Below are 19,061 nucleotides of genomic sequence, written 5' to 3' on the forward strand. Positions count from 1 at the left end.
GCAGTTGCAAAAATTCTTCTAACCGTAAAAGGGGGATGAATTCCTGTCTCATCCTCCTTTTTCTTCTTTCCATACCCAAATGCATCGATCATCATGAAAAAAGAAATCATATTAAAGGTCAGCGATACATACGTGTTCGAGTTGGAGAGCCACGCAGGAGGTGGGTACTCCTGGACGCCGGTTTCGAATAACGAAGAAATTACCGAAGTACGACTCAAGTCACGTAAGCCGGATCAAGACATAACGCTAAACCCTGTCGGCAAAGGTTTTCCCGTTGAAGTGGAAATCAAAGCCCTTGCAAAAGGGAGGTCCGTTGTTCTTCTCGAGGAAAAAAGAGCCTGGGAAAGAGAAACCCAACCATTGAATAGCTGTAGAATCAAGATCACCGTAAAATAACAAAGACATGACTGAAAACAAAATGCAAAAAAAAGGAACGGCGTTCGAGATGCCCAAGTGGGGATGGATTCCCGATATCCCGGATGCAAGGGACTATGTGTACGAGGCTCCGCTTAAACTGAGAAGCGCAAGGGCCTTGCCGTCGAACGTCGATCTCCGAAAAAATTGCCCGCCGGTGTTTAACCAGGGGGCCTTGGGGAGTTGCACGGCCAACGCCCTGTTGGCGGCTGTCGAGTTCGGGAAAAAAATCAAAGGGCAAAAAACCTGCAGGCTCTCAAGACTCTTCCTGTACTACAACGAGCGCATGATGATGAATACGGTTTATTCCGACAGTGGCGCCTACCTGCGAGACGGTGTCAAGTCGTTGAACAAACAAGGCGTATGTCCCGAAAAAGAGTGGCGATACAGCGCAAATACAAAACCGGGTGCAAAGTTTACAAAGAAGCCTCCCAAGAAATGCTACGATTCGGCACTCGACCATCAGATCTTATCTTATTGGCGCATCTCTCCCGTCATGCACGACATACGCGCCTGCCTTGCCGACGGCTTTCCGTTTGTGTTCGGCTTCTCCGTATATGCCAGCTTCATGACGGAAGAAGTGCGCAATACCGGTATCATGCCCATGCCGCAACCGGACGAGCAGCAGCTTGGCGGCCATGCGGTGATGGCAGTAGGTTACGATGAAGAAAAGGAGATGCTCCTCGTGCGCAACTCATGGGGAAAGGAATGGGGTGACAAAGGTCATTTCTGGATGCCCTACGACTACATCCGCAAAACGAAAAATTGCGCCGACTTCTGGACCATCAGAGATGTTGAATAACAGAGAAGAACGTATGTTTTTCAACAACAAAAAATATGGTATCATGGAAGCTTAAATAAGAGTCACTCGTATAGAAACATGCCATTTCCCTTTGTCAAACAACCCGATGCGATGGACTGCGGGCCGGCGTGCCTGACCATGATTGCACAAAATGAATATTGTATTATGTTTTTTTAGTACAAATAATTTGGACAAATCCGATACATGCTGTTGTTTTGTAACCGAGATATATGATCTCTTCGACTGGTGTAAAAACCGAACGAAAGGAAATCATGGAAGAACATAGGTACCCCCCCCCTCACTGCAGACTCTTTACCCCCTAAAAGGTAAAAGTTGATAGTGATCACTTGCATTTGCATACAGAAACTTGTTCGACACAAGCAGATGTGCGTTATTTGAATACAAGAACACGAAAACAGGGCAGCTTAAGGAACTGCCGGATTAGAAGGAACCAAATGCCTAAGGCATATATACTTTGACAACTCTGAGAACAGTTTGCTCTCGCAAGAGAGACAAACACAGAAGAAACACGATTTTCACGATGTATAATCCCAACAAGCCGGAAAAGGCGCTGCAGAAATTGTAAAAAAGATATTTCACCTAGTTTCTTATGTCTGCCGAAAGCGAAGTACAGTAACGAGTAGGGCAGTGTAGCAACCTCCAACCGGCATCGTCATGCCGGGAAACTGCATCAAACAATGGACGCGGATTTCGAAAAGCGAAGAGAGTAGAAAAATAAGAAAAATGATTCTCTCATGAATAAGATCAAAGATATTCAATTACTGGAGATATCATATGGAATGCAGGAATAAATGAAATGATGTTTGCACAAAGTAATTTTGATAACGAAATGTGCTTATCATGCAAATTATTGCCGATATGCACAGGCCCTTGTTATCAAAACTACCGAGATTATAAGGAAGGAAAAAGTAAGACTTTCTGCTTTCAAAAGGACAATGAAATCGATGTCGAGATGTTTATCATACAGTATTATCTAACTACGATAAAGTATGCGGAAAAGAATAAGGTATGATATGCTCGTCAGTGCATTATTGCTTTCTGTTTCATTTTGTATCCATTCACAGCATTCGTTGAGTGGTTATGTAATAAAAGAAAAAGCAAAAACGCCGTTGGAGTTTGCCACCGTTGTGCTTTACACGGCTGATTCTGCACTACTCAAAGGTGGTATAACGAACGGCAAAGGCATATTTCAATTTGATGCCGTCCGCGACGGGCACTATACGCTTGAGGTGCGTTTGATCGGCTATCAGACCGTCCGCCAACCGGTCAACGTGTGTGGTGCCGACACGGACGCGGGCACGATCGTCCTGGCGGAGACGGGCATCGGCCTTGGTGAAGTGACGGTGACGGCGGCTACGCCACCCGTGTTGCAGAAAGCCGATCGCATGATTGTTCGCCCGGAAGCTTACATGCTGACCGCCGGAAAGAGTGCGGCAGACGTACTCCGCGAATTGCCGGGCGTCGTCGCCGAGTCGGGCGTCGGGCTGTCTGTAGTGGGCAAGCCCGCTATCGTCTACATCAATGGCAAACCTGCCGATTTGACAGGAACGAGTGTGGACAGAATCCTCAAAATGTTGCAGGCGGAACGCATCGAGCGCGTGGAGCTGATCACTAACCCGCCGGCGCGCTACGAGGCCGCCCACTCGGGTGCCATCATAGATATCCGCTTGCGACGTGACGAGTCTGCGGGTTACAACGGAACGGCCGCCCTGAACTCTTACCTCAAGACCACCGGTCTCGTCTTCACGCCCTCTCTTAGCGCCAACTATCGCATAGGTAAATGGAATGTCTACGGCAACTATGGACTGGACAATGGACGATACGAGCAGCAATTCCACGACGTGAATCGGTATCGTACCCTCGCCGTTCCCCTCGAATACACCGAACACGGTATCTATCGCCCCAGCGGAATGTCACACGACGGCTCGATAGGCATCGATTGGTTCCCCTCAAACCGCCACACGATCGGCTTCCTGGCGAAAGCTCAACGCTACGATGGCGGCAACACCAATCGCTCCACAACAGATATTCGACGCCTCGGCAGTACGCAGGTCGATTCAAGTATCATCTCCCCACTTACGATGGATATTACATCCAACTTTTTTTCGTTGGATATGAATCATGTCTGGACATGGAGTAAGGATGCGAGCCTGACCACAGACGCCGTCTATTCTTACGCCGACCACCGGCAGGAGCAGCAGATGAAGCTCAATTACATAGATGCTGCCGGCAGAGAACTCCGCCCGCATAATGGCAGGAGCCATGGCGTCAAACAAAAGACGGACGTATGGATGCTTAAGACAGACTACGAGAGGCGCCTCCCTGCCGACATACGTTTAGAGACAGGTGCTCAGCTAAGCCATATCAAGCGCGACAACGATTTGACGGGTTTCACGCTCGACGCCTCCGACACGTGGATCGAAAACACCGCCCAGTCGAACCATTTCATTTATAAAGAGCAAATCGCGGCACTTTACATCAACCTCAGCCGCGAGTGGGGCGAACGATTCAGCCTCTCGGTCGGGCTGCGTGGCGAGCACACGTTTCAGGACGGTTATCAGGCCGTGGGAGACACGGGCTTCACGCGCCGCCGCTGGAACCTCTTTCCCTCTGCATCGGTGCAATACACCTTCGGCCGCGGGCAATCGCTCTCTCTTTCCTACGCTCGGAAAGTGGATCGGCCTTCTTTCAGTAGCCTGAACCCCTTTCGCTTCTACACGTCACCGAATGCCTACCAAGAAGGAAACCCGAGCCTGGATCCGAGTTACAGCCACAACCTGCAACTGAATTATCGTTTTCGCAACTATAACCTTTCACTCTCCTATACCCACACGGACGGTATGATCGTCCAGGAGCCGTCGCAGAATGATGCCACGCGTGAACAATCATATGTCTACAGAAACTTCGGGCGCTCGGACTTCTATTCCCTTTCGCTGAACTTGCCCTTTCGCATCTATTCGCGTTGGTCAATGAACGTCAACGCCAATGGCTTCTGCCGGTCCTACCGGTCACGTTTTATGGGCGACGACTTCCACAAGACCTTCTTTTATGCCAACGCGCGCCTCAGCAACCGCTTCGATTGGGGGCGCGGATGGAGAATGCAGTGGAACGGCTTCGTCGTCACGCCTATGTGGTATCTCGCGCGGCGCTTCAAAACGCGAGGCTCTACGGATCTGGCTATCGAGAAGTCGCTTTGGAACAATCGTAGCACCTTAACAATCACACTGAACGACCCCTTCCGTTGGAATAAGTCGCGATCCACCCTCCGTTACGGGAACATCGACACAGAGAGCTTGGTCATTCCTGACTATCGATCCATCCGCCTCGACTTCACCTATCGTTTTGGGTCGGATAAGGTGAAGCGCTCTCGCCAACGCCGAACTGGCGCAGAAAGTATTAATAGTCGACTATAGTCATCAAATATTGCATGAAATTTCCCTTTGTCAAACAACCCGATGCGATGGATTGCGGGCCGGCGTGCCTGACCATGATTACACAAGAAAATTATTTATTACGTTTTTTTTAACATAAATAATTTGGATGAATCCGATACATGCTGTTATTTTGCAACCGAGATATATGATCTCTTCGATTGGTGTAAAAACCGAACGAAAGGAAATCATGGAAGAACATAGGTACCTCCCCCTCACTGCGGACTCTTTACCCCCTAAAAGGTAAAAGTTGATAGTGATCACTTGCATTTGCATACAGAGACTTGTTCGACACAAGCAGATGTGCGTTATTTGAACACAAGAACACGAAAACAGGGCAGCTTAAGGAACTGCCGGATTAGAAGGAACCAAATGCCTAAGGCATATATACTTTGACAACTCTGAGAACAGTTTGCTCTCGCAAGAGAGACAAACACAGAGGAAACACGATTTTTCACGATGTATGATCACCAACAAGCCGGAAAAGGCACTGCAGAAATTGTAAAAAAGATATTTCACCTAGTTTCTTATGTCTGCCGAAAGCGAAGTACAGTAACGAGTAGGGCAGTGTAGCAATCTCCAACCGATATCTTCATATCGGAAAACTGCATCAAACAATGGACGCGGATTTCGAAAAGCGAAGAGAGTAGAAAAGAAAATTAAAATGTAAATGACATGGAAGAGATAAAATTTATCATTGAAAGTCAAGATGTTTTAAAAGAAGAAATGGCCTCAATCTTTGGAGGATCTGCGGATGCTCCTCCTGTAATTCATTGTAATAGTAATGGAATCGTTAATATTCCTCCTACTAAAGAGAATTAGTAGAGCATGTTATAATTAGATTAGTGACGGGCTTGTGGCCTTTTTTACTTCAAGCCCGTTCTCTATTTTAACGGTTTTTGTCAATATGATCTGGTCAAAATACAATTATCTATATAAATCCAAGCAATATGGAAAGTGCTTTTTATATAATTCAAGAACGAACTCATTCATATCCCTCTCTCCGTCTCTATTTAAACAATTAAGTGTAATTAAAAAATCACATCAACAAGAAGTAGCTATAGATGCATTAGAAGATGATATAAAGAGAAAACTTATTAAAGCTAAAGTTTTTAGCAGCAAATTTGAAGATGAGAGTTTTATTACACAAAAAAAACTCATAAAATATAATCAGAGTTTTCAAGAAAAAGAATTAGGCATCGTTTTATTACCGACTTTTGCGTGTAACTTTCAATGTCCTTATTGTTATGAATCAAATCTCCCCTCTGTATTTATGGACGAAGAGACAGAGGATCAGATCATTCAATTTATAAAAAAGAACAAGGGATCAGATAGGCTACATTTGTGTTGGCATGGCGGTGAACCTTTACTTGCATTTAAAAATATAGAACGTATCTTAGAGAAAATAGAATCAGAAGATACTATAAAGATTAAAAACCATTCTATGGTAAGCAATGGTTATCTTCTAGACAAGACAAAATGCTTACTGCTAAAGAGGTACAACCTTAATACAATCCAGATATCTATTGATGGATTAAGAGAACAACATAATAAAAGTAGAATACATAAGAATGGCACACCTACTTTTGATATCATTTTGAACAATGTAGAAAATATTTTCAGAATAATACCTAAATGTCATGTTATCATTAGAATGAACACTCATATTGAAAATGAGGAAGATTTTCCATTACTATATGAGATGTTGACCAAAAGGTGGGGAAATCAGAATTATTCAGTTCAAATGAAATACGTTAATAAACACAATAGCGGATGTAAAGTTGAATGTATCAAAAATAAAAACCAAGCCTTTCATCTTCAAAAACTTCACAGAAAATACAACCTCAATAATACTGATTTATTCCCTTCCCCTCAAATAGGAGGATGTGTTGCAACTCAAATTAATTCATTCGTTATAGGAACCAAAGGAGAAATTTATAAATGTTGGGTTGATGTAGGAAAAAAAGATCGAGTAGTTGGAAATATTTTTTCAAATGAATATAATATGACACTAATCTCAGAGTATATATTAGGTACCGACATGTTTAACGATAAAAAATGTTTAAAATGCATCTTACTGCCCATTTGTGATGGCGGTTGCAATCTACAAAGATTAGAACATAAAATATCAGGTAAGAACTTTGATAATTGTCCTGTTGATACAAAAAAATTAGACATCCTACTAGACATGCTATATGAAATAAAGCATTCTAAGTAACCCTATTTTAAAAAAGATTATTGCATTTATATATTGATTATGGTAATATACTTCCTATCATTCTTTTTGTGCTTTATTCAACAAACACAAGAGCAGCAGATCACGGGTCGGGTGGTCGATACACAGAACAAACCTCTCGAGTTCGCGAATGTCGCACTGTATGCGTTGCCTGATACGACCTTGATAATGGGAACGATTACTGATACGGAAGGGCGGTTTACACTTGCAACAAGGCATTCTGAATCAAAAGCATGGCTACAAGTTTCGTTCGTGGGATATCAGGACTTCGGACGGGAAATCGCATCGGAAGATTACGGTACGGAGTTGCAGCCGATCGTTCTTCACGAAACATTCCTCGGAATCAAAGAGATAACGATTACAGCCGAACACCCTACTATCAGTAGCCGGAATGGAATTTTGACGACCACCGTTGCGAATACACTTCTGGCAAAGGAGCATTCGGTCTATGATGTCCTAAGTAAAGTGCCCGGCCTTATCAATAACAAAGGAACGATAGAAGTCTTTGGTAGCGGACGGCCTGTCTATTACATCAACAATCGAAAGGTGAAAAACAAGGATGAGATCGGATTGCTTAATGTGCAAAACATACAGAAAATCGAATTGATTACAAATCCCGGTGCAACATATGATGCCGATGTAAACGCTGTCATTAAAATATATACACTCCGAAAAGAGTCGGGTTGGTCAGTTTTGGCAGGAGCGTATGCGGCACAAAGCGAAAAGTTCAGCCATTGGGAAAATATCAGAATCGGATACAAAAATGAGAAACTGAACGCATCAGCCTATTATAGTTTCTATGATTACCGGAATAAGGCATATCAATACCTGATCAAAGAGATTCACGCAGATACCGTCCGAAAATACACGACAGACAGGACGCAGCTCCCAGTTTCTAAGATACATAATTACAGCATCAATACAGATTATGAAATAAGACCTAACCAAATTGCCGGCTTCCAGATCACTGGTTCAAGAACAGACAATCGGTTTAATACGCACGAACAAAACAGTGTCGAAATGAACCGTATCTTAAGCGGCACTTTCCAAAGCCCGAATGACACAAAAGATATAACAGACAATGTACAGTTCAACATGTTCCACAATGCTCAATGGAATGACCGGCTGTCGTCATCACTGAACATGGACTATGTATGTTATCGTGATAACCGGGAACAATCTATTCGAGAAATAATGCCTCAGAAGACCTATATCACCGATTCCAGAATTCGTTCCGATTACGATATCTATGCAGCAGAATTTATTCTGAACGGCAACCTGAATGAGCACCACTCTCTTTCGGGCGGAGTGGAATACAGTGCGATCGACGGTAGCGGAACACTCGACATCCTGTCAGGTGCCCTGAATGATTCCCGTTACACAAGTCATGAACGTAAGTATGCAGGGTTTATGGAATATACGTTCAAGAACGACGCCCTTTCGGTTCATGCAGGCCTACGCTATGAAAATGTACAAAGAAAACACACGGATTTAAATGAAGCCGCGAACAATCTGAGCGATTCCGACAGTAAATTTTATCCTTCTGCGACCCTGTCTTATACGAAGAACGGAATAAGTAATTCTCTGTCTTTCTCGGCTAAAACAGCTCGACCGGCACTCTCGTATCTGAATGGCCGGACCTATTACCAGAACCGTTTTCTGTATCAGAAAGGAAATCCGAACCTAAAGCCTCAAACGTCTTATATATTAGAGTGGATATTCGGTTATCGATGGATAACCTTTCGGACAAGTTATACACAAACAAATGATTTTATTTCCGATACCTTTGTTGATAGCCCTTCCATTGATCCATCCGTCATAGTCAGCACATGGCAAAATTTCAAAAAAGCCGAATACCTGAAAGCCAACTTAACCATGCGACATTCATTCGGCTTCTGGCATCCGTCGTTATCAGCAGGTATGATCCAACCATATCTCAGCAGTGTGTACCTTGGAGAAACAATCCATTATAACCATCTCAACTTTTATATCCAATGTGGGAACTATTTCAAACTACCTGCAGGTTATACGGCATCTGTCAATTATTATTACAATAGCGGAGGCAGTCAGCGAATCTTCCGGTTCGATCCGTTTCAGTCATTAGACGTAAGTGTGCAAAAATCATTCCTGCACGACAGACTTGATGTAAAGCTGTCTGCAAACGATCTTTTACGGAAATTAAACTACTACGAACATGCAAAGATCAATAAATACACATTCTACCAAAACGAGAACTATTCTCAGTGGAATTTTTCTCTTAGTCTGATCTATCGTTTCAATCAGCAGAGCCTCAAATATCGTGGAAAGTCGGCAGCAAAAGAAGAAAAAGACAGGTTATAACCAGATGCTTTTCCCCTTTGTCAAACAACCCGATGCGATGGATTGCGGGCCGGCGTGCCTGACCATGATTGCTGCACATTACGGGCGACATTATACGCTGGATCATCTGCGCGAGCAATGTTTTATCGGGCGTGAAGGAGTGTCGCTCTTAGGTATCAGCAAAGCAGCCGAACAGATCGGTTTTCGCACCGTGGGAGGACGGCTGACGTTCGACAAATTGGCAGAGAAAGCATTGCTTCCATGCGTCGTGCATTGGAATCAGGAGCATTTTGTCGTAGTATATGCCATCCGGAAAAAGAAGAAAGAATACACCGTTTCGGTCGCTGATCCGAGCAAGGGGCTCGTTACCTATCCGCGTGAAGCGTTCTGCCGGCACTGGATCAGTACCTGCACCGGAGGCGAAGAGAAAGGCATCGCTTTGCTGTTGGAACCGACACAGTTATTTTACGAACAGGAGGGCGACAGGCTTCCCTCGGAAAACCGTATCCGCTTCCTCTGGAAATACCTGATCAAATATAAGCGTTTCTTCGGACAGCTTATGTTGGGGTTGTTTATCGGCAGCCTGCTGCAACTTATTTTTCCGTTCCTCACGCAGGCCATTGTCGATACGGGGATTCAAGGCAAGGATATCGGCTTTATCTGGTTGGTGCTGATCGCACAGATGGTACTGCTTTTCAGTCGTACAGCCATCGACTTTATCCGTCGGAAAATTCTGCTGCACATCAGTACGCGCATCAACGTTTCACTGATCTCCGATTTCTTTATCAAGTTGATGAAGCTGCCGATGAAGTTTTTCGATACCAAGCTTACAGGCGACTTGCTGCAACGCATCGAAGATCATCGGCGCATCGAAAACTTCCTGACCAATCAAACAATCTCGATTGTTTTCTCTGTCTTTACCTTTATAATCTTTTCGATCGTACTGTTTGTCTACCATCTTCCGATTTTTACCGTTTTCATCACCGGAAGCATCTTCTATGGGTTATGGATACGGATATTTCTGAAGAAAAGACGTCTGCTCGATTATAAGATGTTCGAACAGCAGGGGATGAACCGTAATGTCGTTTACCAATTGATTACCGGTATGCAGGAGATCAAGTTGCAAGGCTGTGAGCAGCGTAAGCGATGGGAATGGGAAGACGTACAGGCCGACCTGTTCGATGTGAACATGCAATCGCTCAACCTGCGGCAGAATCAGGAGGCAGGCGGTATCTTCATCAATGAGTTGAAGAACATTCTTGTAACGGTATTAGCGGCTACGGCTGTCATCAATGGCAGCCTGACCTTGGGTATGATGCTCTCGATCCAATATATCATCGGACAGCTCAACAGTCCGGTAGAGCAACTGATGAGTTTTATCTACCAATGGCAGGATGTCAGCATCAGTCTTGATCGCATGAATGAGATCCATACGCAGCAGAACGACGAAGGCACGGGCCGTTCCATAGCTGCTTTACCGCGTGATGTGGAGACGGATATACACATTCGTAATGTCTGCTTCCGATACGATGGCGCCCGGCCGGATTATGTACTGGAAGGCATCGACCTGCACATCCCGCAGGGGAAGGTCACGGCTATCGTGGGGGCCAGCGGAAGTGGCAAAACGACCCTGATCAAATTGCTGCTCGGATACTACATGCCGAACGAAGGCGAACTGCTCGTCGGCGGTGAGAATCTGTCGCAATTCAATCCCGCATGGTGGCGCACGCAATGCGGTGCGGTGATGCAGGAAGGATACCTGTTTTCGGATACGATTGCCCGCAATATCGCGGTCTCGGACGATGAGATCGATACCGACCGTCTGCGTCATGCCGCCCAAACGGCCCATATTGCCGAGTATATCGAAGGCTTGCCGTTAGGATATAATACGAAAATCGGGCAGGATGGGCAAGGGGTCAGTCAGGGACAGCGACAACGTATCCTGATCGCGCGAGTGGTGTACAAGAACCCGCCGTTTGTCTTTCTGGATGAGGCTACGAATGCGTTGGATGCGAATAACGAACGAGTGATCGTAGAGAATCTGTCGGAATTTTACAAAGGCAAGACGGTTGTTGTGGTAGCACATCGCCTGAGCACCGTCAAGCATGCCGATCGGATTGTCGTGCTCGAAGGTGGACGAATAGCGGAAACCGGTACGCATGCCGAACTGACCACCCGGAAAGGACGGTATTATGAATTAGTACGTAACCAGTTAGAGTTGGGAAAGTAAACATGGAAGAACGGCAACCTATCGAATTGCGGAGCGAGAAAGTCCGTAACATTATCGGACAGATTCCCCCTGTATTACTCCGCTATGGCACAGTGATCATCGGCGTGACACTGGCTGCATTGTGCATGCTGTCGATGTATATCCCGTATCGTGAAACGATTCCGGTACATATCGTCATCGAGCAATCGAGTGATACGGTCTATGGCTTTGCTCTTGTACCTAAAGACCGGATTCCATTGATGCAAACAGGAAACCGGGTAATGATTCATGACCCGCTGTCCGGTTCGCCGGAAGCAACCGTCTCGCATATCTCGACTGTCCCTGCACGTAGCGATGGTCGCCGGCGCGAAGTGCGGATCGCTTTCCCTCCGACGGTCACCATGCAGTCGGGCGATGTATTGGAAGGACGCATTATCCTTTCGGACATGTCTGTATTTAACCGATTCTTACAATCACTAAGAGGAAGATGATGTCGATATGAATTGCGGGCGGATAACGTGAGGCCCAAATAGACTTTCCCCGATTGAAAAAAGGGAGAGATGCCTCAATACTGTTTCAATTCGAGCAGCTGACCGTCCCAGACGGCATAGGAATAGAATTGCATCCAGTCGCCGAGAATCATCAGGCGAGCATGGTCGGTAATGGGTTTGTCGACCATCAGGTGCAGGTGACCGAAGAGGAAGAAACGCGTGTCCGGGTGCGTCGGAAGATATTCTTTCGCGAAGGTTTCGAGCGATTGGATATTGCGCGCCTGTGCGGCAGCGAGTCGTTCGGCGGCCAGCCCGCTCTTACGGCTGCTGAGCGACCAGCGACGGGCAAAGCCGAAAGTCCACCGCGGATGGATGGCGGCGTACAGGATCTGACACAGCCGATTGCGGAAGATACGCTGAATAACGCGATATGTAAAAGGTTGATAACCGACCTCATCGCCGTGTGCGAGAAAGAAACGTTTGCCCAACAGCTCGGTATCGATCGGCTTGCGGTGTATGACGGCTCCGACTTCCTGCGGCAGGTAGTCGAACATCCAGATGTCGTGATTGCCGATAAAGAGATGTATTTCGACACCGAGATCGCTCATTTCGGCGATCTTACCGAGAAAACGCACGTGTCCGCGCGGCACGACGTATTTGTATTCGTACCAATAATCGAAAACATCGCCCAGAAAATACACGGCTGCTGCATCGTGTTTAATCTCGTCGAGCCATCGGACGAGACGTTTCTCGGCGGCCATCGGGTCGCTCGAATAGCGGTTGCCGAGATGGATGTCGGATGCGAAATAAATCTTCTTCACGGTTTTCCGGTGCAAGATTACAACAGGCCGAGTTCGAGCTTGGCCTCTTCGCTCATCATGTCCTTATTCCACTCCGGCTCGAAGACGATGTTGATCTGTGCGTTCCGTACACCGTCGATCGAGCTGACTTTCTGGCGTACATCTTCGATGATAAAGTCGGCCGCCGGGCAGTTGGGAGCGGTGAACGTCATGTCGATCTCCACGTTCCGACCGTCATCCACCTCTACTTTGTATATCAGTCCGAGATCGTAGATGTTGACCGGAATTTCCGGATCATAGACCGTTCGCAACATCTTCACGATTTCTTCTTCCGTCTTCAGAAATTCATTTTCCATCTGTTCCTGTATTTAAATTTTAACGGTACTTCTCCTTCGCGCTCTTTCCCGAAGGAGAAGGGTTTCTACGCCGGAAGGTTGCCGGAAAGTTTGCCTTCGTCGGCATAGCTATAATAAGATTTGTCGCTGATGATGATATGGTCGAGTAAACGGATATCCATCAGTTGCGCCGCTTTCTGCAAACGAGCCGTAAGCCGGTCGTCCTGCGGACTGGGCTGTATGTTCCCCGACGGATGATTGTGGCACAGGACAATACCGGAGCACAGCGTACTGATCGCCCCTTTCATCACGATGCGCAGGTCGGCAGCGGTTTCGCTCGTTCCACCCCGGCTGATGACTGTCTGCTCAATCACTTTCCCGCTGCGGCTGATAAATGCTGCCCGCAATTCTTCGTGAGGCAGATCGCACAGCACGGGATAAAACAGCCGGAAAGCATCCTGACTGGAACGGATCGCGAGACGTTCGGGCGGCTCGGATAATCCCCTTCTTCGCCCGAGCTCCATGGCTGCAAGCAAGGTAATCCCCTTTGCTTCGCCAATACCCTTATAGGTCATCAGCTCACGGAGCGTCAGTTTACCGAGTGCGTTCAGGTTATTCCGGACACCGTTGAGGATGCGCTGAGCAAGCTGTATGGCCGTTTCCTGACTGTTCCCCGAACCGATCAGTATGGCGATCAACTCCGCATCGCTCAGTGAAGAAGCTCCCTTGAGGAGCATCTTCTCGCGCGGGCGGTCTTCCGCTGCCAACTCCTTGATGCGAAGTCGCTCGTCCATCGCCGACTACATGTACTATATCGAAACGATTGCAGGAGTGTCGATTATTTCACCCGACCGGTATACGAACCTTCCTGCGTATTGATTTCGATGATATCGCCTTCGTTGATAAACAGCGGCACGCGTACCTCCGCTCCGGTTTCTACCTTCGCAGGCTTCAGCGTATTCGTTGCGGTATCTCCTCTCAGGCCCGGCTCGGTATATGTCACGGCCAATTGCACCTTGATCGGCATATCGGCAAAAAGAATGGTTTCGGTCGAAGCATCGGAAACAACATCGACGATCTGTCCCTCTTTCATGAAATCGACCCCATTAATCAGGTCATGCGCAATGGGTATCTGTTCAAAGGTCTCCTGATTCATAAAAATATATTCGCCTCCTTCCTGATAAAGGTATTGATACTGGCGCCGTTCCACACGTACGTCTTCCAGCTTCTCGCCGATGTTGAAACGCCGTTCGATGACGTTGCCTTTCACGACGTCTTTCAGCGTTGTACGCATGATCGTATTGCCTTTTCCGGGCTTTACGTGCAAGAAGTCGATACAAAAATAGAGTTTTCCGTCGAGGCGGATACACGTTCCTTTTTTAATGTCTTGTGAGTTAATCATCTTTATGTTTCTTTGTTAATATAAATCGTTCAGAATAAACCGGCTGCAAAAATACGCTTTTCCGACCAAAGATGCAAACGTTTCAGCGGTCAGCGTAATTTAATTGTCAATGGTTATTCGGTGGTCAGTCCTTCGGATGTTGATTCGTTGAGTTGTTTATGAATGTAGGGGCGAACCTTGTGTTCGCCCGCCGGAACAACATTTGCGTCATTTGCGTTCGGTCTTTTGTCATTCAGAGCGAAGCGAAGAATCTCTTTTCCGTCACTTTTGGCTTGACCCAAAAGTAACCAAAAGGTCAAGGCTTCGTGCGCTTCACACGCCGTTGCAACGCTCGCAGATATGAAAATCAGGCAACTCGCTTCGCTCGGACAGCCTGATTTTCTTTCGCCCTGCTCGCTGCTCCGTCGGCTCACCGCCCGAGGCCCATGGACGAACGCCGAAATGAATGGTCAATGGTTAATTGTTAATGGTTATTTTCTAAATACATGATTCGGCGTGTACCACGCATAACAATTAACAATTAAATTATGTCAGGCTTTCAGCCCTCCGCTGAGGGGGTCGCCTGTTTTCCCAACGCTTCGCTTCGCTACACATTGGGCTGAATTAATGCGCCCTTTCAGGGCTTTTACAGCAGTCAGTGTTCAGCGGTCAGCAAACAAATCAACCCCTCAACAACTAAACATCTAAACCCCTCAACAATTCAACATCTCAACTACTTTTCCCACTGCGAAAAAGGGTGGCGGGAGAGCATGGCGTTATAATAACGCGGGTCGCCGCTGACTTCTTCGCCCACCCAGCAGGGTTTCTCGAATGGTTCGTCTTCCGAAGGCAGCTCAATCTCGGCCATGACGAGGCCGGCATTGTCGCCATAGAAAACATCGACCTCCCACGTATGGCCGGCAAAGGGGATCCAGTGCCGCACCTTCTCGATTACACCCGAGCAGCAAAGCGTCAGCAGTTCTTCGGCATCGGCGAGCGGTATCGTCTGTTCAAATTCGTAGCGGCTCCATCCGCGTTCGTTCGTAGCGCTCTTAATTGTCAGGAAAGCCTCGTCGCCACAGATGCGTACCCGCACCGTGCGCACCTCGTCCGAGCACAGATACCCCTGCACGATCCGGCTGCGACGAGACACCATCGGCTCGAAATCGCCCCGCACCAAAAACTTGCGTTCAACTTCCAATCCCATCGTCTCAACGTATTTTGACCATCGTAGCCCCGAATCCGTATTCACGAAACGAAGCATCCTGATAGTCGCACGATTTGTAACGCGTTTTCAGTTCTTTCTCGATAGCGGCACGCAACACGCCTTCGCCCTTACCGTGTATAAACACGATCTTCCGCCCCTTCTGCCCAGCATACTCCTGCATGACGGCATGAAACTTATCGAGCTGATAGTTGAGCATATCCGAAGCACTCATGCCCGTCGTGTCGTCGAGGAGCTGGGAGATATGCAGGTCGATCTCGAGTATCGGAGCTTCGGGCACTTTCGGTTTGGATACCGGTTGAGGTTTGCGACGGTCGTCGCGTTTCTTCTGCATCATCGCCTCTTGCAGGTCTGTGGCGGAAATCAGCAGCGGACGCTCCGGCACGTCGTTCCGTACGACAGAGACAAGCAGCGCATCCTCGTCGAAGAAATCATTCGGAGTGAAGCAGTGCATTTTGTAGAACTTGACCGTATCGAGCCGAAGCTCTACCGACATCGCATTTTTCAGCGCATACGGTTTCTTCTTCTTGAAGGCAATCAGTTGCACACAGACTCGTTCCAGGTCGTTCAAATCCTCCTTACCGAACTCCTCCATAAAAATGCGTGTATTAGGCTCGATGATTCCCGACGAACGACTTGTCCAACTCCGGTTCGAGGCATTCATATAATTATAAAACAAGTAGTAGTTGCTGTCGTTCACCAAATACGCTTCGTATCCGCTTGATGTGAGGTTCTTCGGGTTTACCGGCAAGTAAGCGATTGACAGGTTGAGGCGTTCGCCTTCGGGTGTCTCTTCGACCCGATATTCTTCCGACTCCTTACGTACGGATAGTTCTACCGGTTGTACTGCCGACGAGCGTTCTTCGCCTGCGGAGCGAGAATTACGGGCTGTGCCTCCGCCTTCATCCACCACCACACATTCGCTCACCGGAACGGGAAACTCAAACCCGCTCTCATCTTCCACCAGCGCCGTATGCTTATTGTGGAACCCTCTGACGATGCCCCCGCCCACGCTGCTCAAGAAACGTACCTTATCTCCTTTTTTTATCATTGTTTTTGTATCTATTCGAGTTGTCAAAGATAGAGAGAAAACACGAAGTAAAGAAAAAAAGAGAAGTGGTTTTTTAACATTCTTCCGTACGTATGGATTATGGAACCTAAAGTTGACGTCTTGAAGAAAGGGTGACAAAACCGGATGATACCCGACATTTTGTCACTAAATACTTACATGTGCTGACATGTCATCTGCAGAAATGTCAGATTCGGGGGTGCCGAAAATCTTTGGCATGATATTCGTAACGAATCAAATGCGAAGGCAAAAACAAATTATATTATAGATAGATTGAACAAACGAATTAAAACTTAGAAACATGAATGTTAAACCATTAGCAGACAGAGTGCTGGTTAAGCCGGCAGAAGCTGAAGAAAAGACGGCGAGCGGAATCATTATTCCTGACTCGGCCAAGGAGAAACCGTTGAAAGGCGAAATTATCGCAGTCGGTAAGGGTACGAAAGACGAAGAAATGGTATTGGCCCAGGGAGACCATGTACTGTATGGCAAATATGCCGGTACGGAAATCGAACTTAACGGAGAGAAATACCTGATTATGCGTCAGTCCGACGTTTTGGCTATCATTTGATTCACTCAACGAAACATAAACGATTTAAAAAAATAACAACAAGATATCATGGCAAAAGAAATTAAATTCGACATGAATGCCCGCGACCTTTTGAAGAAAGGTGTGGATGAATTGGCAAATGCCGTTAAGGTAACATTAGGTCCGAAAGGTCGCAATGTGATCCTCGAAAAGAAATTCGGTGCTCCGCAAATCACCAAAGACGGTGTAACGGTGGCGAAAGAAATAGAGCTCGCTTGTCCGTACGAGAACATGGGGGCGCAGCTTGTGAAGGAAGTCGCTTCGAAGACGAACGACAAAGCCGGCGACGGTACGACAACTGCTACCGTTTTGGCGCAAGCCATCATTGGCGTAGGATTGAAGAACGTAACGGCCGGGGCTAATCCGATGGACTTGAAACGCGGTATCGACAAGGCCGTATCGAAAGTGGTAGAAAGCATCGCATCGCAGTCCGAAGCGGTAGGTACGAATATGGACCGTATCGAGCATGTGGCTAAAATCTCGGCAAACGGCGATGAGGGTATCGGTAAGCTGATTGCCGAAGCGATGCAGAAGGTGAAGAAAGAAGGCGTCATCACGGTAGAAGAAGCCAAGGGAACGGAAACGACCGTGGAGGTTGTGGAAGGTATGCAGTTCGATCGCGGTTATATCTCCGCTTATTTCGTGACCGATACGGAAAAGATGGAAACACAGTTCGAAAATCCGTACATTCTGATCTACGATAAAAAGATTTCAGTGCTGAAAGACCTGCTTCCCATCCTGGAGCAAGTGGTTCAGTCGGGTCGTGCTTTGCTGATCATTGCCGAAGACATCGACAGCGAAGCGTTGGCTACGCTTGTGGTGAACCGTCTGCGCGGTGGTTTGAAAGTGTGCGCCGTGAAGGCTCCGGGCTTCGGCGACCGTCGTAAGGCTATGCTCGAAGATATTGCCATCTTAACAGGTGGAACGGTGATTACCGAAGAAAAAGGCATGAAACTGGAAGATGCCAAGATGGATATGCTCGGGTCGGCCGACAAGGTCACGGTGAACAAAGACAATACGACGATCGTGAAAGGGAACGGCGACAAGGCTGCTATTGAGTCTCGTATCGGCCAGATCAAGGCACAGATCGAAACAACGACATCGGACTACGACAAGGAGAAGTTGCAGGAACGTTTGGCGAAGTTGGCCGGCGGAGTCGCCGTGCTCTACGTCGGCGCTCCTTCGGAAGTGGAAATGAAAGAGAAGAAAGACCGTGTAGACGACGCCTTACATGCTACCCGCGCCGCGATCGAAGAAGGTACGGTGCCCGGCGGTGGAGTCGCTTATCTTCGCGCGATCCCGGCACTCGAAGGCCTCAAGGGAGAGAACGAAGACGAAACGACGGGTATCGAGATTGTGAAACGCGCCATCGAAGAGCCGTTGCGTCAGATTGTGAACAACGCCGGTAAGGAAGGTGCGGTAGTGGTGCAGAAAGTGAAAGAAGGCACAGGTGCTTTCGGATACAACGCTCGTACCGATGTGTACGAAGACCTCTCTGAGGCCGGAGTCGTTGACCCTGCCAAAGTGACACGTATCGCCCTTGAGAATGCCGCATCGATTGCCGGCATGTTCCTGACCACCGAATGCGTCGTAGCCGATAAGAAGGAAGAGACACCGGCCCCCCCCCCGATGAACCCGGGCATGGGTGGCATGGGCGGAATGATGTAATTCCCGTTCAATTCACAGATCAATAAAACAGAGCATTCGAAAAGACTGCCCCCCGCGGAGCCATTGGTTTC

General features: G+C 47.4%; 20 protein-coding genes. 13 read left to right on the forward strand and 7 right to left on the reverse strand.

Features of this window, described 5'->3' with window-relative positions:
* Window positions 1-93: 93 nt before the first annotated feature.
* From BFO_RS06160 to BFO_RS06200, 11 genes are all read left to right on the forward strand, one after another.
* Window positions 94-396, forward strand: a complete 303-nt coding sequence (locus BFO_RS06160) for a protease inhibitor I42 family protein (RefSeq protein ID WP_041590724.1) — start codon at window positions 94-96, stop codon at window positions 394-396.
* 22 nt (window positions 397-418) lie between these two features.
* Window positions 419-1,216, forward strand: coding sequence for a C1 family peptidase (locus BFO_RS06165; RefSeq protein WP_041591166.1), 798 nt, complete (start codon window positions 419-421; stop codon window positions 1,214-1,216).
* A gap of 111 nt (window positions 1,217-1,327) precedes the next feature.
* A complete protein-coding gene (locus BFO_RS16630) occupies window positions 1,328-1,393 on the forward strand; it encodes a hypothetical protein (protein WP_394330002.1) in 66 nt (21 codons plus the stop codon).
* 673 nt (window positions 1,394-2,066) lie between these two features.
* Entirely contained in the window at window positions 2,067-2,249 is a 183-nt protein-coding gene (locus tag BFO_RS16635) for a hypothetical protein (protein WP_041590725.1), read from the forward strand.
* Window positions 2,227-4,650, forward strand: coding sequence for a TonB-dependent receptor domain-containing protein (locus BFO_RS06175; RefSeq protein WP_080561784.1), 2,424 nt, complete (start codon window positions 2,227-2,229; stop codon window positions 4,648-4,650). Before BFO_RS16635 ends, BFO_RS06175 begins: the two co-directional genes overlap by 23 nt.
* A 47-nt stretch (window positions 4,651-4,697) precedes the next feature.
* Window positions 4,698-4,763: a hypothetical protein gene (locus BFO_RS16640; protein ID WP_394330003.1), complete on the forward strand. Its 66-nt coding sequence runs from the start codon at window positions 4,698-4,700 to the stop codon at window positions 4,761-4,763.
* Window positions 4,764-5,343: 580 nt separating this feature from the next.
* A complete protein-coding gene (locus tag BFO_RS15585) occupies window positions 5,344-5,490 on the forward strand; it encodes a hypothetical protein (RefSeq protein ID WP_014224782.1) in 147 nt (48 codons plus the stop codon).
* An 85-nt stretch (window positions 5,491-5,575) separates the two neighbouring features.
* Window positions 5,576-6,886 carry a radical SAM/SPASM domain-containing protein gene (locus BFO_RS06185; protein ID WP_014224783.1) on the forward strand — a complete coding sequence of 437 codons (1,311 nt, stop codon included), beginning with the start codon at window positions 5,576-5,578 and terminating at the stop codon, window positions 6,884-6,886.
* Window positions 6,887-6,925: 39 nt separating this feature from the next.
* Window positions 6,926-9,244, forward strand: a complete 2,319-nt coding sequence (locus BFO_RS06190) for an outer membrane beta-barrel family protein (protein ID WP_014224784.1) — start codon at window positions 6,926-6,928, stop codon at window positions 9,242-9,244.
* 4 nt (window positions 9,245-9,248) lie between these two features.
* The gene (locus BFO_RS06195; RefSeq protein WP_014224785.1) at window positions 9,249-11,453 is read left to right on the forward strand and encodes a peptidase domain-containing ABC transporter; all 2,205 of its coding nucleotides are present in this window, start codon (window positions 9,249-9,251) and stop codon (window positions 11,451-11,453) included.
* A 2-nt stretch (window positions 11,454-11,455) separates the two neighbouring features.
* Window positions 11,456-11,923 (forward strand): hypothetical protein, encoded by a 468-nt coding sequence (locus tag BFO_RS06200; RefSeq protein ID WP_014224786.1) that lies wholly within the window; start codon window positions 11,456-11,458, stop codon window positions 11,921-11,923.
* Window positions 11,924-11,997: 74 nt separating this feature from the next.
* On the opposite strand, the gene BFO_RS06205 is transcribed toward BFO_RS06200, so the two are convergent.
* The 7 genes from BFO_RS06205 to BFO_RS06235 all read right to left on the reverse strand — a co-directional run bounded on the left by BFO_RS06205 (window position 11,998) and on the right by BFO_RS06235 (window position 16,715).
* A complete protein-coding gene (locus BFO_RS06205) occupies window positions 11,998-12,684 on the reverse strand; it encodes a UDP-2,3-diacylglucosamine diphosphatase (RefSeq protein ID WP_244262961.1) in 687 nt (228 codons plus the stop codon).
* Between the two features lie 77 nt (window positions 12,685-12,761).
* Window positions 12,762-13,079, reverse strand: coding sequence for a metal-sulfur cluster assembly factor (locus BFO_RS06210; protein ID WP_014224788.1), 318 nt, complete (start codon window positions 13,077-13,079; stop codon window positions 12,762-12,764).
* Between the two features lie 65 nt (window positions 13,080-13,144).
* Window positions 13,145-13,852 carry a RadC family protein gene (gene radC, locus BFO_RS06215; protein ID WP_014224789.1) on the reverse strand — a complete coding sequence of 236 codons (708 nt, stop codon included), beginning with the start codon at window positions 13,850-13,852 and terminating at the stop codon, window positions 13,145-13,147.
* 44 nt (window positions 13,853-13,896) lie between these two features.
* On the reverse strand, window positions 13,897-14,460 hold the full coding sequence (efp, locus tag BFO_RS06220) for an elongation factor P (protein WP_014224790.1): 564 nt from the start codon (window positions 14,458-14,460) through the stop codon (window positions 13,897-13,899).
* A 312-nt stretch (window positions 14,461-14,772) separates the two neighbouring features.
* Window positions 14,773-14,913 carry a hypothetical protein gene (locus BFO_RS15590; protein ID WP_157755299.1) on the reverse strand — a complete coding sequence of 47 codons (141 nt, stop codon included), beginning with the start codon at window positions 14,911-14,913 and terminating at the stop codon, window positions 14,773-14,775.
* A gap of 259 nt (window positions 14,914-15,172) precedes the next feature.
* Window positions 15,173-15,646 carry a CYTH domain-containing protein gene (locus BFO_RS06230; protein ID WP_014224793.1) on the reverse strand — a complete coding sequence of 158 codons (474 nt, stop codon included), beginning with the start codon at window positions 15,644-15,646 and terminating at the stop codon, window positions 15,173-15,175.
* Between the two features lie 4 nt (window positions 15,647-15,650).
* Window positions 15,651-16,715 carry a DUF2027 domain-containing protein gene (locus BFO_RS06235; protein WP_014224794.1) on the reverse strand — a complete coding sequence of 355 codons (1,065 nt, stop codon included), beginning with the start codon at window positions 16,713-16,715 and terminating at the stop codon, window positions 15,651-15,653.
* Between the two features lie 319 nt (window positions 16,716-17,034).
* Here BFO_RS06235 and BFO_RS06240 point away from each other — a divergent pair, with 319 nt between their 5' ends.
* Both BFO_RS06240 and groL read left to right on the forward strand, forming a co-directional pair.
* Window positions 17,035-17,304 carry a co-chaperone GroES gene (locus BFO_RS06240; RefSeq protein ID WP_014224795.1) on the forward strand — a complete coding sequence of 90 codons (270 nt, stop codon included), beginning with the start codon at window positions 17,035-17,037 and terminating at the stop codon, window positions 17,302-17,304.
* A 48-nt stretch (window positions 17,305-17,352) separates the two neighbouring features.
* Window positions 17,353-18,990 (forward strand): chaperonin GroEL, encoded by a 1,638-nt coding sequence (gene groL / locus BFO_RS06245; RefSeq protein ID WP_014224796.1) that lies wholly within the window; start codon window positions 17,353-17,355, stop codon window positions 18,988-18,990.
* The last annotated feature ends 71 nt before the right edge of the window (window positions 18,991-19,061 follow it).

The organism is Tannerella forsythia 92A2 (assembly GCF_000238215.1).
GTDB classification, from domain to species: domain Bacteria; phylum Bacteroidota; class Bacteroidia; order Bacteroidales; family Tannerellaceae; genus Tannerella; species Tannerella forsythia.

What these genes read in the sequence shown, in the direction of transcription:
- BFO_RS06160 (WP_041590724.1), top strand. Translation starts at nt 94, where the DNA reads ATGAAAAAAGAAATCATATTAAAGGTCAGCGATACATACGTGTTCGAG.
- BFO_RS06165 (WP_041591166.1), top strand. Translation starts at nt 419, where the DNA reads ATGCAAAAAAAAGGAACGGCGTTCGAGATGCCCAAGTGGGGATGGATT.
- BFO_RS16635 (WP_041590725.1), top strand. Translation starts at nt 2,067, where the DNA reads ATGTGCTTATCATGCAAATTATTGCCGATATGCACAGGCCCTTGTTAT.
- BFO_RS06175 (WP_080561784.1), top strand. Translation starts at nt 2,227, where the DNA reads ATGCGGAAAAGAATAAGGTATGATATGCTCGTCAGTGCATTATTGCTT.
- BFO_RS15585 (WP_014224782.1), top strand. Translation starts at nt 5,344, where the DNA reads ATGGAAGAGATAAAATTTATCATTGAAAGTCAAGATGTTTTAAAAGAA.
- BFO_RS06185 (WP_014224783.1), top strand. Translation starts at nt 5,576, where the DNA reads ATGATCTGGTCAAAATACAATTATCTATATAAATCCAAGCAATATGGA.
- BFO_RS06190 (WP_014224784.1), top strand. Translation starts at nt 6,926, where the DNA reads ATGGTAATATACTTCCTATCATTCTTTTTGTGCTTTATTCAACAAACA.
- BFO_RS06195 (WP_014224785.1), top strand. Translation starts at nt 9,249, where the DNA reads ATGCTTTTCCCCTTTGTCAAACAACCCGATGCGATGGATTGCGGGCCG.
- BFO_RS06200 (WP_014224786.1), top strand. Translation starts at nt 11,456, where the DNA reads ATGGAAGAACGGCAACCTATCGAATTGCGGAGCGAGAAAGTCCGTAAC.
- BFO_RS06205 (WP_244262961.1), bottom strand. Translation starts at nt 12,684, where the DNA reads ATGGCCGCCGAGAAACGTCTCGTCCGATGGCTCGACGAGATTAAACAC.
- BFO_RS06210 (WP_014224788.1), bottom strand. Translation starts at nt 13,079, where the DNA reads ATGGAAAATGAATTTCTGAAGACGGAAGAAGAAATCGTGAAGATGTTG.
- radC (WP_014224789.1), bottom strand. Translation starts at nt 13,852, where the DNA reads ATGGACGAGCGACTTCGCATCAAGGAGTTGGCAGCGGAAGACCGCCCG.
- efp (WP_014224790.1), bottom strand. Translation starts at nt 14,460, where the DNA reads ATGATTAACTCACAAGACATTAAAAAAGGAACGTGTATCCGCCTCGAC.
- BFO_RS06230 (WP_014224793.1), bottom strand. Translation starts at nt 15,646, where the DNA reads ATGGGATTGGAAGTTGAACGCAAGTTTTTGGTGCGGGGCGATTTCGAG.
- BFO_RS06235 (WP_014224794.1), bottom strand. Translation starts at nt 16,715, where the DNA reads ATGATAAAAAAAGGAGATAAGGTACGTTTCTTGAGCAGCGTGGGCGGG.
- BFO_RS06240 (WP_014224795.1), top strand. Translation starts at nt 17,035, where the DNA reads ATGAATGTTAAACCATTAGCAGACAGAGTGCTGGTTAAGCCGGCAGAA.
- groL (WP_014224796.1), top strand. Translation starts at nt 17,353, where the DNA reads ATGGCAAAAGAAATTAAATTCGACATGAATGCCCGCGACCTTTTGAAG.